Source organism: Gemmobacter megaterium, from assembly GCF_900156815.1.
Taxonomy (GTDB): Bacteria; Pseudomonadota; Alphaproteobacteria; order Rhodobacterales; family Rhodobacteraceae; genus Wagnerdoeblera; species Wagnerdoeblera megaterium.
Window position 1 is genome coordinate 179,373 of the sequence record NZ_FTOT01000005.1, and the last position, 15,243, is coordinate 194,615.

The 15,243-nt window shown below is 64.2% G+C and carries 15 protein-coding genes; 10 read left to right on the top strand and 5 right to left on the bottom strand.

Annotated features, from left to right (window positions below):
* Window positions 1–135: 135 nt before the first annotated feature.
* The 5 genes from hemP to BW970_RS13155 all read left to right on the top strand — a co-directional run bounded on the left by hemP (window position 136) and on the right by BW970_RS13155 (window position 2,842).
* The gene (hemP, locus tag BW970_RS13135) at window positions 136–297 is read left to right on the top strand and encodes a hemin uptake protein HemP (protein WP_076532060.1); all 162 of its coding nucleotides are present in this window, start codon (window positions 136–138) and stop codon (window positions 295–297) included.
* Between the two features lie 81 nt (window positions 298–378).
* Window positions 379–636 (top strand): (2Fe-2S)-binding protein, encoded by a 258-nt coding sequence (locus BW970_RS13140; RefSeq protein ID WP_076532062.1) that lies wholly within the window; start codon window positions 379–381, stop codon window positions 634–636.
* Between the two features lie 123 nt (window positions 637–759).
* The gene (gene bfr / locus BW970_RS13145; RefSeq protein ID WP_076532064.1) at window positions 760–1,245 is read left to right on the top strand and encodes a bacterioferritin; all 486 of its coding nucleotides are present in this window, start codon (window positions 760–762) and stop codon (window positions 1,243–1,245) included.
* A 356-nt stretch (window positions 1,246–1,601) separates the two neighbouring features.
* Entirely contained in the window at window positions 1,602–1,910 is a 309-nt protein-coding gene (locus tag BW970_RS13150; RefSeq protein ID WP_229740516.1) for a tryptophan synthase subunit beta, read from the top strand.
* A 20-nt stretch (window positions 1,911–1,930) separates the two neighbouring features.
* On the top strand, window positions 1,931–2,842 hold the full coding sequence (locus BW970_RS13155) for a calcium/sodium antiporter (protein ID WP_076532068.1): 912 nt from the start codon (window positions 1,931–1,933) through the stop codon (window positions 2,840–2,842).
* Between the two features lie 251 nt (window positions 2,843–3,093).
* Here BW970_RS13155 and groL read toward each other — a convergent pair whose 3' ends face one another.
* Entirely contained in the window at window positions 3,094–4,731 is a 1,638-nt protein-coding gene (groL, locus tag BW970_RS13160) for a chaperonin GroEL (protein WP_076532070.1), read from the bottom strand.
* A gap of 47 nt (window positions 4,732–4,778) precedes the next feature.
* The gene (gene groES / locus BW970_RS13165; protein WP_076532072.1) at window positions 4,779–5,066 is read right to left on the bottom strand and encodes a co-chaperone GroES; all 288 of its coding nucleotides are present in this window, start codon (window positions 5,064–5,066) and stop codon (window positions 4,779–4,781) included.
* 174 nt (window positions 5,067–5,240) lie between these two features.
* Here groES and BW970_RS13170 point away from each other — a divergent pair, with 174 nt between their 5' ends.
* Window positions 5,241–6,239 carry a TraB/GumN family protein gene (locus BW970_RS13170; RefSeq protein WP_083701267.1) on the top strand — a complete coding sequence of 333 codons (999 nt, stop codon included), beginning with the start codon at window positions 5,241–5,243 and terminating at the stop codon, window positions 6,237–6,239.
* 80 nt (window positions 6,240–6,319) lie between these two features.
* On the opposite strand, the gene BW970_RS13175 is transcribed toward BW970_RS13170, so the two are convergent.
* Window positions 6,320–7,255, bottom strand: coding sequence for a nucleoside hydrolase (locus BW970_RS13175; RefSeq protein WP_076532074.1), 936 nt, complete (start codon window positions 7,253–7,255; stop codon window positions 6,320–6,322).
* Between the two features lie 136 nt (window positions 7,256–7,391).
* Between BW970_RS13175 and BW970_RS21305 the strand changes: the two genes are divergently transcribed.
* The gene (locus BW970_RS21305; RefSeq protein WP_076532076.1) at window positions 7,392–9,230 is read left to right on the top strand and encodes a CAP domain-containing protein; all 1,839 of its coding nucleotides are present in this window, start codon (window positions 7,392–7,394) and stop codon (window positions 9,228–9,230) included.
* 16 nt (window positions 9,231–9,246) lie between these two features.
* Here the strand turns inward: BW970_RS21305 and serB are convergent, their stop codons facing one another.
* A complete protein-coding gene (gene serB, locus BW970_RS13185; protein WP_076532343.1) occupies window positions 9,247–10,119 on the bottom strand; it encodes a phosphoserine phosphatase SerB in 873 nt (290 codons plus the stop codon).
* A 181-nt stretch (window positions 10,120–10,300) separates the two neighbouring features.
* Here serB and BW970_RS13190 point away from each other — a divergent pair, with 181 nt between their 5' ends.
* The 3 genes from BW970_RS13190 to BW970_RS13200 all read left to right on the top strand — a co-directional run bounded on the left by BW970_RS13190 (window position 10,301) and on the right by BW970_RS13200 (window position 13,988).
* Complete coding sequence (locus BW970_RS13190; RefSeq protein ID WP_076532078.1) at window positions 10,301–11,455, top strand: phosphoserine transaminase; 1,155 nt, start codon at window positions 10,301–10,303, stop codon at window positions 11,453–11,455.
* Window positions 11,456–11,554: 99 nt separating this feature from the next.
* Entirely contained in the window at window positions 11,555–13,150 is a 1,596-nt protein-coding gene (gene serA, locus BW970_RS13195; protein WP_076532080.1) for a phosphoglycerate dehydrogenase, read from the top strand.
* A gap of 103 nt (window positions 13,151–13,253) precedes the next feature.
* Window positions 13,254–13,988: a metallophosphoesterase gene (locus tag BW970_RS13200; RefSeq protein WP_076532082.1), complete on the top strand. Its 735-nt coding sequence runs from the start codon at window positions 13,254–13,256 to the stop codon at window positions 13,986–13,988.
* Window positions 13,989–14,082: 94 nt separating this feature from the next.
* On the opposite strand, the gene BW970_RS13205 is transcribed toward BW970_RS13200, so the two are convergent.
* Window positions 14,083–15,243: an iron-containing alcohol dehydrogenase gene (locus BW970_RS13205; protein ID WP_076532084.1), complete on the bottom strand. Its 1,161-nt coding sequence runs from the start codon at window positions 15,241–15,243 to the stop codon at window positions 14,083–14,085.

Here is a 15,243-nt window from a genome sequence, read left to right on the forward strand (position 1 = left end):
TGTCGGAATTTGCGGCATCCGCCAACCCGACGAGTCCGGGCCAGCCAGAATGACACGATCAGGATCCGTTTCAGTCAGGAGGGATGCTCCGGTGCCCGGCGATACCCACCCTTTCCACCTGCGGGGGACAGCAAGATGAATGCCCCCGCCGAACCGCAAACCTTCGCGCAAAGCGCCATTCCCGTCCACGAGGCCCAGACCCTGACCCAAGGGGGACAGGTGGCGCATATCCGGCTGAACGATCAGCTTTACGCCCTGCGGATCACGCGCGCGGGCAAACTGATCCTGACCAAATGATCCGGCAGGATCCGCCATGCGCCGTCTTGTCCGCGCGAAACCGGACTGCCCGCGTCCGCGCTGCCATCCTGTGAGAACGCCATGATCATCTGCCATTGCCAATCCATCTCTGATCAGGACATTCGCGCTGCGGTGGACTGGATGCGCGCCGCAGATGCCGACACGATCATCACCCCCGGCAAGGTCTATCACGCGCTGGGAAAACGCGCCGATTGCGGGGGATGTATGCCGCTGTTTCTGGACACCATGCGGCAGTGCGACAGCTTTGGCGTCGCCACGGCAGCGGAACGGCCGCCGATTCTGCGCCCCGCACGGCTGCGTCTGGCGCAAGCGCGCTAGCGGCACCGCCTATTTTAGAATTATTCTAAAAATCTTCTCTGCCCCCATGGACAGGCGACAAGACGCACCCTAACTTGATCTTCAACGTAGTCGGCAACCCCGCCAGCACCGAAGGAGACTGCCATGAAGGGCGACGCAAAGGTCATTGAATATCTCAACGCAGCATTGCGGTCGGAACTTACCGCGGTCAGCCAGTACTGGCTGCACTTCCGCCTGCAAGAGGACTGGGGCCTCGGTCGCCTTGCGGCGAAATCGCGCGCGGAATCGATCGAGGAGATGCAGCACGCCGACAAGCTGATTGCACGGATCATCTTCCTCGAAGGGCATCCGAACCTGCAAAAGCTCGACCCGCTGCGTATCGGCCAGACCGTCAAGGAAACGCTGGAGGCGGATCTGGCAGGCGAGCATGACGCCCGCGCCCTTTATATCGAAGCCCGCGAACATTGCGACAAGGCTGGCGATTACGTCAGCCGCGCCCTGTTCGATGCGCTTATCGCAGACGAGGAAGGGCACATCGACTTTCTGGAAACCCAGATTTCGCTGTACGAGAAACTGGGCGAAGAACGCTATGCGATGCTGAACGCCTTGCCCGCAAACGAAGCCGAATAAACCGACCGGCCAGCGGCGGGGCGGCGGCGCGAAACGCCGCCCCTGTCCTGCTTGCCCCCGGCGTTCTGCACCTGCGTCTGGCGCGCGCCATTCGCGCCGGGCATCGCAGGCCCCGCCGCCAGATTGATGCGTGGCGGCGAATTTTCCCCCTTGCAACTTCCACCGGCGCGACCCACCTGCCTAGGGCGGACCGGGCCCCTCTGACGACATGGTGTCGTGATGTCGGACCGCCGGGCATTTGCGCGGGGGTTCTCGCAGACTGTCCGATGCGATAGGACTGCCCATGCCCGCGACACCACATCCGTATTCCGGCCAGGCGCACAAGACCGGCGCGACCCGCCATGCCTGATCGCAACATGCGGCGGCTGAATCGGCAGATTCGCGCCCTGTCCGGCGATGTGCCTGCCTTGCGCCCCATCCTTTCAAACCTTCAGCGCCGCCCTTGGGCGTTGGTGCGCCTGCCCCTCGGTCTTGCGTTGGTGGCAGGCGGGCTGGCCTCTTTTCTGCCGGTGCTGGGGATCTGGATGCTGCCCTTGGGACTTGTCCTTGTAGCAATCGACCTGCCCCTGCTGCGACCTGTGGTCAGCGCCCTGCTGATACGGTCGCGCAGGCGTGTATCGTTGTGGCGGCGTCGCTGGGCAAACCGGCACCGCCGCCACCTCTGACCATTCGAGGAGAGCAAGACTTGGACTATCTCTTTGTCGCCATCGGCCTCGTCGGCCTGTTCCTGGGAGGTGATGCGCTGGTGCGTGGCGCTGTCGGTGTTGCGCAGCGCCTTGCCATGCCGCCCCTACTGATCGGTCTTACGGTTGTTGGCTTTGGCACGTCGATGCCGGAGCTTCTTGTCTCGGTGCAGGCGGCGCTTGGCGGGGTGCCGGCATTGGCCATTGGCAACATCGTTGGCTCGAACCTCGGGAATATCCTGCTGATCACCGGCATTTCCGCGCTGATCTGGCCGATCCGCGTATCGGGCGGGACGCTCGGACGCGACACTGCCTTTATGGTGGCCGCCACCCTGGCGCTGGTGCCCCTGTTCTGGATGGGCTGGATCGGCCGGCCGGCCGGGGCGGCGCTTGTGATCGGACTGATCATCTATCTGGTCATCTCTTACCGGACATCGCAAGATACCGACACCGTCGAAGAAGACGCCGGCGGCACCTTGTGGAAATCGCTGGTCTGGCTGGCGTTCGGTTTTGCCGTCCTGCTGGTCGGTGCAAGATTGCTGGTGGACGGATCGGTCAATATCGCGCGCAGCTTTGGCGTGTCCGAGGCGTTCATTGGCCTTACCATCGTGGCCATCGGCACGTCGTTGCCTGAACTGGCCACCTCGCTGGCCGCCGCGATCAAGAAGCATTCCGAAATTGCCATCGGCAATATCGTCGGCTCGAACATCTTCAACCTGCTCGGCATTCTGGGCGCAACCGCCGTGGTCGCCCCGATCCCGGTGGAGACGCGCTTTCTGACCTTTGACCTGCCGGTGCTGATCGCCGCCACGCTGGTCTTGACCGGCCTGCTCCTGTGGCGCCCGCTGATCGGGCGCTGGATCGGCGCGGCCCTTCTGGCAAGCTATGCCGTCTATATCGTCATGGCGCAGTAACCCGGAGCCGACGCATCCTCGCGCTGATCGGCCTGCCGATCCGGGGGGGCAAATGCCCCCCTTTCCTGATCCGCACCGGAGAGAGCGAACGCGCCTTCTGCACCGTTCCGCGCCATGCAACCCCCGCAGATATCTGGATCGGCGCAACGGGCGCACGACGTCTGACAGGGCTGCGCCGGCCGCCAGCATATGCCGACAAGAAAAAGGGCGCCCCGCGGGGCGCCCTTTCCATAATGCCTGGGATGGCTGGATCAGAAATCCATGCCGCCCATGCCGCCGCCCGGCATTGCCGGAGCAGCCGATTTCGGCTCGGGCTTGTCGGCGATCATCGCTTCGGTGGTGATCAGCAGCGAGGCGACCGAAGCCGCGTTTTCCAGCGCGGTACGGGTCACTTTGGCCGGGTCGATCACACCGAAAGCGAACATGTCGCCATATTCTTCGGTCTGAGCGTTGAAGCCGAACGACAGGCTGTCCGATTCACGGATCTTGCCAGCCACGACCGAACCGTCCACGCCCGAGTTTTCAGCGATCTGACGGACCGGAGCTTCCAGCGCGCGGCGGACGATGGCGATGCCGACATCCTGATCCGAGTTCGCGCCTTTCAGGCCTTCCAGCGCCTTGCCAGCCTGGACCAGCGCCACGCCGCCACCGACGATCACGCCTTCCTGCACGGCCGCACGGGTCGCGTTCAGGGCGTCATCCACGCGGTCCTTGCGCTCTTTCACTTCGACTTCGGTCATGCCGCCGACGCGGATGACAGCCACACCGCCAGCCAGTTTGGCCACACGCTCTTGCAGCTTTTCACGGTCGTAGTCCGAGGTGGTTTCCTCGATCTGGGCGCGGATCTGGGCCACGCGGGCTTCGATCTCTGCCTTGTCGCCAGCGCCGTCAACGATGGTGGTGTCGTCCTTGCGGATCGAGACCTTCTTCGCCTTGCCCAGCATGTCGAGCGTGACGTTTTCCAGCTTCATGCCCAGATCGTCCGAGATGACCTGGCCGCCGGTCAGGATGGCGAGATCCTGCAACATGGCCTTGCGGCGATCGCCAAAGCCCGGCGCCTTGACGGCAGCGATCTTCAGACCGCCACGCAGCTTGTTGACGACCAGCGTGGCCAGAGCCTCGCCTTCGACGTCTTCAGCCACGATCACCAGCGGGCGCTGCGACTGGATCACGGCTTCCAGCAGCGGGACCATCGGCTGCAGCGACGACAGCTTCTTTTCGTGCAGCAGGATGAAGGCGTCTTCCATGTCCGCGATCATCTTGTCGGCGTTGGTCACGAAGTAGGGCGACAGGTAGCCGCGGTCGAACTGCATGCCTTCGACGACTTCGACCTCGGTCTCCATCCCCTTGTTTTCTTCGACGGTGATGACACCCTCGTTGCCGACCTTCTGCATCGCATCAGCGATGAAGCGGCCGATCTGGGCTTCGCCGTTGGCCGAGATGGTGCCGACCTGGGCGACTTCGTCCGAGTCCTTCACCGGGCGCGACGCGGCCTTGATGGCCTCGACAACCTTGGTGGTGGCAAGGTCGATACCGCGCTTGAGGTCCATCGGGTTCAGGCCAGCGGCCACCGATTTCAGACCTTCGCGCACGATGGCCTGGGCCAGAACGGTCGCGGTGGTGGTGCCGTCACCGGCCTCGTCATTGGTGCGGGCGGCGACTTCTTTCACCAGCTGCGCACCCATGTTCTCGAACTTGTCGGACAGTTCGATTTCCTTGGCAACCGACACACCGTCCTTGGTGATGCGCGGGGCACCGAACGATTTCTCGATCACCACGTTGCGGCCTTTCGGGCCCAGCGTCACCTTCACCGCATCGGCGAGGATGTTGACGCCCTTGAGCATACGGTCGCGGGCATCGGTATCGAAGCGGACTTCCTTGGCAGCCATGCTGCTATCTCCTCAAATCTTGGTTGACTGGATGGGCGACGTCAGACTCAGGAAATGATCCCGAGGATGTCGCTTTCCTTCATGATCAGCAGTTCTTCGCCGTTCACGGTCACTTCGGTGCCCGACCATTTGCCGAACAGCACACGGTCGCCAGCCTTGACCGCCATTGCGATCAGTTCGCCCGAATCCTTGCGGGCGCCTTCGCCGACCGCAACGATTTCACCCTCGGCGGGTTTTTCCTTGGCGGTATCGGGGATGATCAGGCCGCCTTTGGTCTTTTCGTCGCTCTGGACGCGTTTGACCAGCACACGGTCATGCAGCGGTTTGAATGCCATCTGTGAACACTCCCTTGAGTTCAGCGTGATGCGTCGTTAGCACTCAGGTCCCCCGAGTGCCAATGCGGTGGATCTAGGAGAGTCTCGGGGGTCTGTCAACACCGGCGACACAGAGAATTCGGGTTGGTTCGCCACCCGGCCCGTGCCATCGTCCGCGCGCCGGAGGACACCGCCATGCGCACTGCCATTCACCTGTTCATTCTGATCCTGCACATGGTGGCGGCACCCACATGGGCCGCCGCCATGTGCAACGGGCAGGATCTGATCGCGGCCCTGCCTGACGACGAACGCGCGCGGATCGAGGTGAAAGCAGATGCACGCCCGTTCGCGCGCGGCAACCTGTGGCATGCCACACGCGACGGGCAGAGCATTGCCATCGTCGGCACCTATCACCTGCCGGATCCGCGTCACGAGGCGCTGCTGTCCAGGGTCCGCCCGCTGCTGGACCAGTCCCGCCTCCTGCTGGTAGAGGCCGGCCCGGACGAGGAAGCCCGCCTCAAGGCCGAATTCGCCAGCCGCCCGGATTTCATGTTTGCCACCGCAGGGCCGACGCTTGCCGAACAACTGTCAGAGGCCGACTGGCAACTCATCGCTGCCGAAATGCGCCTGCGCGGCATTCCGACCGTCATCGCATCGCGGCTGCGGCCCTGGTATGTTGCGATGATGCTAGGCATTCCCCCTTGTGCGATAGAGACCGCGCGCCGGGGCGAAAAGGGGCTGGACCACCGGCTGATCGCCCTTGCCCAGGCACGCGCGCTTCCCATCCGGGCGCTGGAGCCCCATGATACGCTGTTCCGCATTTTCGGCGACCTCCCCCGCGAGGGCGAGCTTGACATGATGCGCGCGGCCCTTGCCATGGCCGACAGCCCCGAAGACATGACCGTCACCCTGGCCAATGCCTATTTCGCCGGACGGTCCCAACTGTTGTGGGAATTCTCGCTGGACCGGGCCCTGGCCGAACCGGGCGTTGACCAGACCGAACTGCGCCGCCAGTTCTCGCTGATGGAAGACGCGCTGATGATCCGGCGGAACCGCGCCTGGCTGCCGGTTCTGCTGGAGGCGGCACAGGACGGGCCTGTCCTGGCGGCATTCGGCGCGCTGCACCTGCCTGGCACCGACGGCATTCTTGCGCTGCTCGAAGCCGAGGGCTTCACGCTCACCCCCCTGCCCTGACCTTGACCGCGCTCTGATCCGGGTATCCCACGGGGGGAGGCGCGGGCGTGTGCGCCCAGCCCACGCCCGCCGCCACGCGATCAGAGCCGCGCCAGCCGCTCTGTCACCAAGGCATAGAACCCGTCCGCATCCACATCGCCCAAAAACAGCGCATTCGCTGCGCGATCGGTCACCCGCCACCAGTCCGCCACCGTCATGCCGCTGGTGAATCGCCCCCCGGTCTCGATCTCGACATTGATCTCGCGGCCGGTGAACAGATCCGGGCGCAGGATCCAGGCGATGGTGCAAGGATCATGCAACGGGGCACCCTCACTGCCATATTTCGCCATGTCGAACCGCTCGAAAAAGTCGGTCCATCCGGCGACCGCCTCGCCCACCGGGGTTCCCAAGGCGCGGAATGCCGCGATGCGGGGCGGCGTGGTCAGCGCCTTGTGGGTCACATCCAGCGGCACGACCACCAGCGGAACGCCCGCGCCAAAGACCAGCGCCGCCGCTTCGGGATCGACAAAGATGTTGAACTCGGCGGCCGGGGTGATGTTGCCCACCTCAAAATAGGCCCCGCCCATCAACACGACGCGCTTGATGCGCGCCGCAATGTCGGGCGCCCGTTCCAGCGCCGTGCCTATGTTGGTCAGGGGGCCGATGGGCACCAGCGTCACACTGCCGGGCGGTTCGGTGCGCAACGTTTCGATCAGGAAATCCACCGCATGGCCGGGGTGCAGCGGCATGACCGGATCGGGCAGATCGGCGCCATCCAGCCCGGTCTTGCCGTGCACATGCTCTGCCGTCACCAGCGGGCGGCGCATCGGGCGATCACAGCCTGCAACAACGCGCAGATCCGGCCGCCCCGCCAGTTCGCACACCATCCGCGCATTGCGTGTGGTCAATGCAAGCGGGACGTTTCCCGCCACGCAGGTGATCCCGAGAACCTCGATTTCCGGGCTGGCCAGGGCCAGCAGGATCGCAACGGCATCATCCTGCCCCGGATCCGTGTCTATGATGATGCGCTCACGCAATGTTGGCCTCCTTTGGGTCACGAAGCCGCGACCTAATCACGCTTTCCGCACTACTGCCACATTCTGCCCTTGTCATCGCCACGTGATCGTTGCACCCGCAGAAAGAGTTGCAAATCCCTCTATCCCCAAGAGTCCCATGGCCCTGAACGCATACGAACAGCTTTTCCTGGAACTGGTGAACCGTGCGCGGCTGGATCCGCAGGCAGAGGCGACGCGGCAAGGCGTCGATCTGAACGCGGGCCTCGCGGCAGGAACCATCAACACCTCCGCGAAACAGGCGCTTGCCCCGAATGCGCTTCTGAACAACGCCGCCACCGGCCATTCGCAATGGATGCTGGAGGCCAATCGCTTCAGCCACACCGGCGAGGGCGGCAGCAGCAGTCAGGACCGGATCAAGGATGCAGGCTACAACCTGACCGGCCTATGGCGCACCGGAGAGAATCTCGCGCTCGACGGCAACACCGCTGCGATCGACCCTGCGGCGACCATCCTGGCGCTGCACGAGCAGTTGTTCGCCAGCGCCGACCACCGCCCCAACCTGATGGACGGGCGCTTTCGCGAAACCGGCGTCGGCAACGAGTTGGGCATCTTCACCCAGGACGGCGTGGATTTCAACGCATCGGTCATCACGCAGTTGTTCGCCACCTCTGGCAGCCAGGCCTTCATCACCGGCGTGATCTATGACGATCTGGACGGCGATCTGTTCTATGACATAGGCGAAGGGCGCGGGGGCGCCACCATTTCCGCAGGCGGCAATACCGCCACGGCCTCGGATGCTGGCGGCTATGCCCTCGGTGTCGATCCCGGCAAGGCCGTTGCAGTCAGCTTTCGCTGGAACGGCATTCTGCGCAGTCTGACCGCAGATGCCACCGACGGCAATGTCAAGCTGGACCTGCTGGCCAGCGGCCTGCTGATGACATCCGGCAGCGTGGTTCTGGGCAACGGCTTTACCGATGCCATGGTTCTGGGGGTCAAGGGGCTGGCGCTGACCGGCAATGGCAGTGGCAACCGGCTTACCGGCAACATCGGCAACGACACGCTGGACGGCGGCGGCGGCAGGTCTACCCTGGTCGGTGGCCTCGGGGATGACACGTATATCCTGCGCAGCGCCCAGGATGTTCTGGTCGAAACCGCCAATGGCGGAACCGACACCGTGCGCAGCCATATCGACTGGACGCTCGCCGACCACTTCGAGAATCTCGAACTGCTTGGCTCTGCCACAACCGGCACCGGCAATGCGGCAAACAACATCCTCACCGGCAACGCGCTGAACAACACCTTGTCCGGTGGTGGCGGCAACGACACGCTGCATGGCGAAGACGGCGATGACCTGCTGGTGGGCGGGGCCGGGAATGACCGGCTGTACGGCGGTGATGGCAATGACACGCTGCGCGGCCATGCCGACAAGGACCGCCTGTATGGCGGCGACGGCGACGACAAGCTTTATGGTGGCGTCGGCAAGGACCGGCTGTATGGCGATGCAGGAAACGATACCCTGTATGGCGAAAAGGGCTTTGACCGGCTGTTTGGTGGCAACGGGGCGGATCTGCTGTATGGCCATGCCGGAAACGACACGCTGAACGGCGGCAACGGCGACGACGTGCTGTATGGCGGCAAGGGCGACGATGTTCTGTTCGGTGGCGCGCGCGACGACAAGCTGTTTGGTGGTGCCGGCAATGACACGCTGGAAGGCGGCGCCGGTTCCGACACGCTGAAAGGCGGCGACGGCGCGGATGTGTTCGTCTTTGGCCTTGGGGCAGAGCGGGACCGCATCACCGATTTCAGCCTGGCCGAAGGGGATCGCCTTCAGATCGACCGGGCGCTCTGGGACGGGGATCTGAACGTGCGGCAGGTGCTGAACCTGTATTCCGAGGTCAAGGGCGGCAACCTGCTGCTGACCTTCGGAACGGATGTTCTGCGCATTGACGGACTTACCGACCCCCATGCGCTGATCGGCAACATCGACCTGTTCTGAGCCGTTGCCCAGGCAGCTACGCGGCGGCGAACTCCTCGACCGCGTAGCCTTGCAGGAACAGCAGCGCCGTCAGATCGCCGTGGTTCACGCGAATCTCGCATTGCGCCGCGACACTGGGTTTGGCGTGCAGCGCCACGCCCAGCCCGGCCCGGTGCAACATACCCAGATCGTTCGCCCCGTCGCCAACCGCCAGCACATCCGTCGCGGCAAGCCCCAGCCGGGCCGAGATCTCCTCCAGCGCATCGACCTTGGCCTGGCGCCCCAGAATCGGTTCCGCGACCGCGCCAGTCAGATGACCATCGCTGGCCAGCAGGGTATTGGCGCGGTGTTCGTCAAAGCCCAGATGCGCCGAGACCGCCTGTGTAAAGGCCGTGAACCCGCCCGAAACAAGGGCCGCATGGCCCCCGTTGACATGCATCGTCGCAATGAGCTCGCGCCCGCCCTGCGTATAGGTGATCCGCTCTTGCAGCACGCGGCCGATGACCGCCTCGGGCAACCCGCGCAACAGCGCGACACGCTCTTTCAACGCCGCCTCGAAATCCAGCTCGCCATTCATGGCTCGGGCAGTGATGGCCGCAACATGCGCGCCAACCCCGGCCAGATCGGCAAGTTCGTCGATACACTCCTGCCCGATCATGGTGCTGTCCATATCCGCAAGCAGCATCCGCTTGCGCCGGTTCTCCGCAGGCACCAGGTTCAGATCGACGCCCATGCCTTGCAGATCTTGCCACACCTGGCGGAAGTTCTCTGGCGCCGCGATCACCGGGAATTCCAGCGCCTGCCCCAGCGCCAGCCAGCGCGGCGCCCCGCCACCCCAGGCTGTGCGCAGCGATTCGGCCAGAACCGGATCCAGCCTATCGGGTTTCGAGATCAGGACGGCATACAGCATGGCAAGGCTCCGGGCGGCGATCAGACGCCATATTCCACGACCTGCCCCAAAGGCCAAGCCATCGCGGCGCTTCGCGCAGGCAGAGCCACGAAATATCTTGCGCGACATCAGAACCGGGCGTAAGCACGGCAGCGGGACACCCTTCCCCAACGAAGGGCATATATCTGGAAGGATACCAGACATGGAACTGACCGCCCCGGCCGCGCGCCCGGCAAATCCGCGCTTTTCTTCGGGCCCCTGCACGAAGATCCCCGGCTTCTCCCTTGACATGTTGGCCGATGCCCCCTTGGGACGTTCGCACCGGGCGGCTGTTGGCAAGGCCAAGCTGAAAGAGGCGATCGACCTTACCCGTGAAATTCTTGGCGTGCCTGCGGACTATCGCATCGGCATCGTGCCTGCCTCGGACACTGGCGCCGTCGAAATGGCGCTGTGGTCGCTGTTGGGCGCCCGGCCCGTCGAAATGCTGGCCTGGGAATCCTTTGGCGAAGGCTGGGTCACAGACGTGGTGAAACAGCTCAAGCTGGATGCGACCGTGAAAAAGGCCCCCTATGGCGAGATCGTCGATCTGGCCACCGTCGATTTTGACAAGGACGTGGTCTTTACCTGGAACGGCACCACCTCGGGCGTGCGCCTTCCGAATGGCGATGCGATCCCGGCCACCCGCGCGGGCCTGACCATCTGTGACGCCACCTCGGCGGCTTTCGCAATGGACCTGCCCTGGGACAAGCTGGATGTGACCACCTTCTCCTGGCAAAAGGTGCTGGGCGGCGAAGGCGGCCATGGCGTGCTGATCCTGAGCCCTCGCGCCGTCGAACGGCTGGAAAGCTACACCCCCGCCTGGCCGCTGCCCAAGATTTTCCGCCTGACGTCCAAGGGCAAAATCTCCGAAGGCATCTTCGTCGGCGAGACGATCAACACCCCCTCGATGCTGTGCGTCGAGGATTACCTGGTCGCACTGAAATGGGCCCAGTCCATCGGCGGCCTGTCGGGCCTGATCGCGCGCAGCGAGGCGAATGCCAAGGCCATCGCCGACTTCATCGCCGACAAGGACTGGATCGCCAATCTGGCCGTGGATCCCGCGACGGCCTCCTGCACCTCGGTCTGTCTGAAATTCACTGATCCGCGCATCTCGGATGGCGCAACCTTTGCCAAAAATGTTGCAAAACGTCTGGAGAAGGAAGGCGTGGCCCTGGATGCAGGCGCTTACCGCGACGCCCCTCCCGGCCTGCGGATCTGGTGCGGTGCCACGGTGGAGACCACGGATATCCGGGCGCTGATGCCCTGGATCGCCTATGCCTTCAACGCCGAGATCGCGGCGCAGGCGAACGCCGCCTGACACCCCGCGCCCCGGAGCTGATCCGGGGCCCCTGCCCTGCTGACAGCGGATGCGCGGCGTTGCGCATCTTCCTCTCACATCCGTTTCAAGGAGCCCGCCATGGCCCCCCGCGTTCTCGTTTCCGACGAACTTTCCGAAACCGCCGTCCAGATCTTCCGCGACCGTGGGGTCGAGGTCGACTACATGCCGAAACTTGGCAAGGACAAGGAAAAGCTGGCCGAGATCATCGGCAACTACGATGGCCTTGCCATCCGCTCGGCCACCAAGGTCACGGAAAAGCTGCTGGCCAATGCGACCAACCTCAAGGTGGTCGGCCGCGCCGGGATCGGCGTCGATAACGTTGATATCCCGGCTGCGTCGAAAAAAGGCGTGATCGTGATGAACACGCCTTTCGGCAACTCGGTCACGACGGCCGAACATGCCATCGCCATGATGTTCGCTATTGCTCGTCAATTGCCCGAAGCCTCGGCCTCGACCCATGCCGGCAAGTGGGAAAAGTCCAAGTTCATGGGGGTGGAGCTGTTCAACAAGACCCTCGGCGTGATCGGTGCAGGCAACATTGGCGGCATCGTCTGCGACCGCGCGGTCGGCCTGCGGATGAAGGTCATCGCCTATGATCCCTTCCTGTCGGAAGAGCGCGCCAAGCAACTGGGCGTCACCAAGGTTGAACTGGATGACCTGCTGGCAAAGGCCGACTTCATCACCCTGCATGTCCCGCTGACCGACAAGACCCGCAACATCCTGTCGGGTGAGAACCTTGCCAAAACCAAGAAGGGCGTGCGCATCATCAACTGCGCCCGCGGCGGCCTGATCGACGAAGCGGCGCTGAAGGATGCGCTGGACAGCGGCCATGTCGCAGGCGCCGCGCTGGATGTGTTCGAGGTGGAACCGGCCACGGAAAACCCGCTGTTCAACCATCCGAATGTCGTCGTCACCCCGCACCTCGGCGCCTCGACCACCGAAGCGCAGGAAAACGTCGCCCTGCAGGTGGCCGAGCAGATGTCGGACTACCTGCTGACCGGCGCCGTGCAGAACGCGCTGAACATGCCCAATGTCACCGCCGAACAGGCCGCCATCATGGGCCCCTGGATCAAGCTGGCGGGTCATCTGGGCAGCTTCATCGGCCAGATGACCGACGAGCCGATCAAGGCCATCAACATCCTGTATGATGGCCGCGTGGCGGACATGAACATCGCCGCCCTGAACCAATCGGTCATCGCCGGCGTGCTGAAGGCCGCCAACCCGGATGTGAACCTCGTCTCGGCCCCCATCGTCGCCAAGGACAAGGGGATCCAGATCTCGACCACGCGGCAGGACAAGTCGGGCGCCTTCGATGCCTATGTCAAGGTCACGATGGTGACGGACAAGCGCGAACGCTCGGTTGCCGGCACCTGCTTCTCGGATGGCAAGCCGCGCTTCATCCAGATCAAGGGCATCAACATCGACGCAGAGGTGGGCGAACATATGCTCTATACCACCAATGACGATGTGCCGGGCATCATCGGCCTGCTGGGGATCACGCTGGGCGACAATGGCGTCAACATCGCCAACTTTACGCTGGGCCGGTCGTCTGTCGGGCATGACGCCATCGCCCTGTTGTACCTGGATCAGCAGATCGACCCCAAGGTGGTGGACAAGCTGACCTCGACCGGCAAGTTCAACCAGGTTCGCCCCCTGCATTTCGAAGGCGCCTGAGCTGCGGGCGGGCAGCGCCCGCTTGATCTGATCACGACATCCTGCGGGGGTCCGGGGGCGCAAGGCCCTTGGTCCCCCGGTTCCGCAAGAAAGGTCTGTTCCCATGCGCGCCTATGCGATCGGCGACATTCACGGCCACCTCGACCTCTTGCAGATTGCACATGACCGCATCGCGGCGGATCGTGTGGCAACCGGCGACACGACGGCCCCGGTGATCCATATCGGCGATCTGGTGGATCGTGGCCCCGCCAGCCCCGGCGTGATCGACCACCTGATGCATGGCATTGCGCAAGGCGCGCCCTGGGTCGTGCTCAAGGGCAACCACGACCGCATGTTCAGCCTGTGGATGCAAAGCCCGCCCGCCAGGGATCATCGGCTGCGCCCGGAATACGGCTGGCTTCATCCGCGCATCGGCGGGGCGGACACGCTGATCGCCTATGGCGTGCGCGCCGCGCTCGACCGGCCCGAGGCGCCGGTACATGCCGAGGCCCAGGACCGGATTCCCCCGGCGCATCTGGATTTTCTGGCAAATCTGCCCGCACTGCACCGACATGGCGATCTGCTGTTTGCCCATGCCGGCATCCGGCCCGGCGTGGCCCTGGCGGACCAGACAGAGGATGACCTGGTCTGGATCCGTCACGATTTTCTGGACGATCCGCGCGATCATGGGCCATTGGTGGTCCATGGCCATACGGCTGTGGAGCGCGCCACCCATTACGGCAACCGGGTCAACATCGATTCCAGCGCCGCCTATGGCGGGCCGGTGACAGCCGTGGTGTTCGAGGGGCGCGATGCCTGGGTTCTGGGCCCCTATGGGCGCGAGCCGCTGCTGCCCTGAGGAGTGGCGGGGGACACAGCCCCCCCCCCCCCCGCACCACCGTTCCCAGGATATTCGGGTCAGGGCGAAACACCGCGGCCTGACCCACCGGCTGTCACATGCAGGCGCCGAACAGGGCGCGGGTATTGTCGCGCGTCATCTCGACCGGGTTGCCACCGCAGGACGGATCCTCCAGCGCCATGTCGGTCAGCATGTCCAGATCCTCTGCCCTTACACCAAGCGCGGTCAAGGTTTCCGGAATGCCCAGCCTTGCGCGCAGATCCATCACAGCCGCGCGGAAACCATCGAATCCGCCTGCGATGCCCAGATAGGCAGCCGCCGCCTTGATCCGGTCTTCGATGGCGGCACGGTTGAAATCCAGCACCATGGGCATGACGACCGCATTGGTCGTCCCATGGTGGGTATTGTAGACCGCGCCAATCGGATGCGACAGCGAATGGATCGCGCCCAGCCCCTTCTGGAACGCCACCGCGCCCATGGCCGCCGCGCTCATCATATGCCCCCGCGCCATCAGGTCGTTGGGGTCGTCATAGACCTTGGGCAGGTTCTCGAACACCAGCCGCATCCCCTCCAGCGCGATGCCCTGGCTCATCGGGTGGTAATGCGGCGAGCAATAGGCTTCGAGGCAATGGGCCAACGCATCCATGCCCGTGCCTGCGGTGATGAAGCGCGGCATCCCCACCGTCAGGGCCGGGTCGCACAGGGTGACTGCGGGCATCAGCCTGGGGTGGAAGATGATCTTTTTCTTGTGCGTGGCCGAATTGGTCAGCACGCCCGCACGCCCCACCTCGGATCCGGTGCCGGCCGTGGTGGGCACGGCGATGATCGGGGCAATGACTTCGGCATCGGCGCGGGTGTACCAGTCGTCGACATCCTCCAGATCCCAGACCGAAAGATCGGCGCGCTGGCCTGCCATCAACGCGATCATCTTGCCCAGATCCAGCGCCGAGCCACCGCCAAAGCAGATGACGCCATCATGGCCACCTGCATTGTAGACGGCGACGCCCGCCTGCATGTTCGCCTCGGTCGGGTTGGCATCGACCTCGGAAAACACCGCGCGGCCAAGTCCGGCCGCCGCCAGAACGTCCAGCGCCTGAGCGGTGATCGGCAGGCTGGCCAGCGCCTTGTCGGTGACCAGCAGCGGCTTGCTCAGCCCTGCCGATTTCGCGTGATCCGCCAGTTCCGCGATGCGGCCGACGCCGAATTTGATGGCGGTCGGATAAGACCAGTTGCGGTTTGGAACGCCGTGCGACAT

What these genes read in the sequence shown, in the direction of transcription:
- groES (WP_076532072.1), bottom strand. Translation starts at nt 5,066, where the DNA reads ATGGCATTCAAACCGCTGCATGACCGTGTGCTGGTCAAACGCGTCCAG.
- BW970_RS13140 (WP_076532062.1), top strand. Translation starts at nt 379, where the DNA reads ATGATCATCTGCCATTGCCAATCCATCTCTGATCAGGACATTCGCGCT.
- BW970_RS13205 (WP_076532084.1), bottom strand. Translation starts at nt 15,243, where the DNA reads ATGTCGCACGGCGTTCCAAACCGCAACTGGTCTTATCCGACCGCCATC.
- hemP (WP_076532060.1), top strand. Translation starts at nt 136, where the DNA reads ATGAATGCCCCCGCCGAACCGCAAACCTTCGCGCAAAGCGCCATTCCC.
- BW970_RS13190 (WP_076532078.1), top strand. Translation starts at nt 10,301, where the DNA reads ATGGAACTGACCGCCCCGGCCGCGCGCCCGGCAAATCCGCGCTTTTCT.
- BW970_RS21305 (WP_076532076.1), top strand. Translation starts at nt 7,392, where the DNA reads ATGGCCCTGAACGCATACGAACAGCTTTTCCTGGAACTGGTGAACCGT.
- BW970_RS13150 (WP_229740516.1), top strand. Translation starts at nt 1,602, where the DNA reads ATGCGGCGGCTGAATCGGCAGATTCGCGCCCTGTCCGGCGATGTGCCT.
- groL (WP_076532070.1), bottom strand. Translation starts at nt 4,731, where the DNA reads ATGGCTGCCAAGGAAGTCCGCTTCGATACCGATGCCCGCGACCGTATG.
- serA (WP_076532080.1), top strand. Translation starts at nt 11,555, where the DNA reads ATGGCCCCCCGCGTTCTCGTTTCCGACGAACTTTCCGAAACCGCCGTC.
- BW970_RS13200 (WP_076532082.1), top strand. Translation starts at nt 13,254, where the DNA reads ATGCGCGCCTATGCGATCGGCGACATTCACGGCCACCTCGACCTCTTG.
- bfr (WP_076532064.1), top strand. Translation starts at nt 760, where the DNA reads ATGAAGGGCGACGCAAAGGTCATTGAATATCTCAACGCAGCATTGCGG.
- BW970_RS13170 (WP_083701267.1), top strand. Translation starts at nt 5,241, where the DNA reads ATGCGCACTGCCATTCACCTGTTCATTCTGATCCTGCACATGGTGGCG.
- serB (WP_076532343.1), bottom strand. Translation starts at nt 10,119, where the DNA reads ATGCTGTATGCCGTCCTGATCTCGAAACCCGATAGGCTGGATCCGGTT.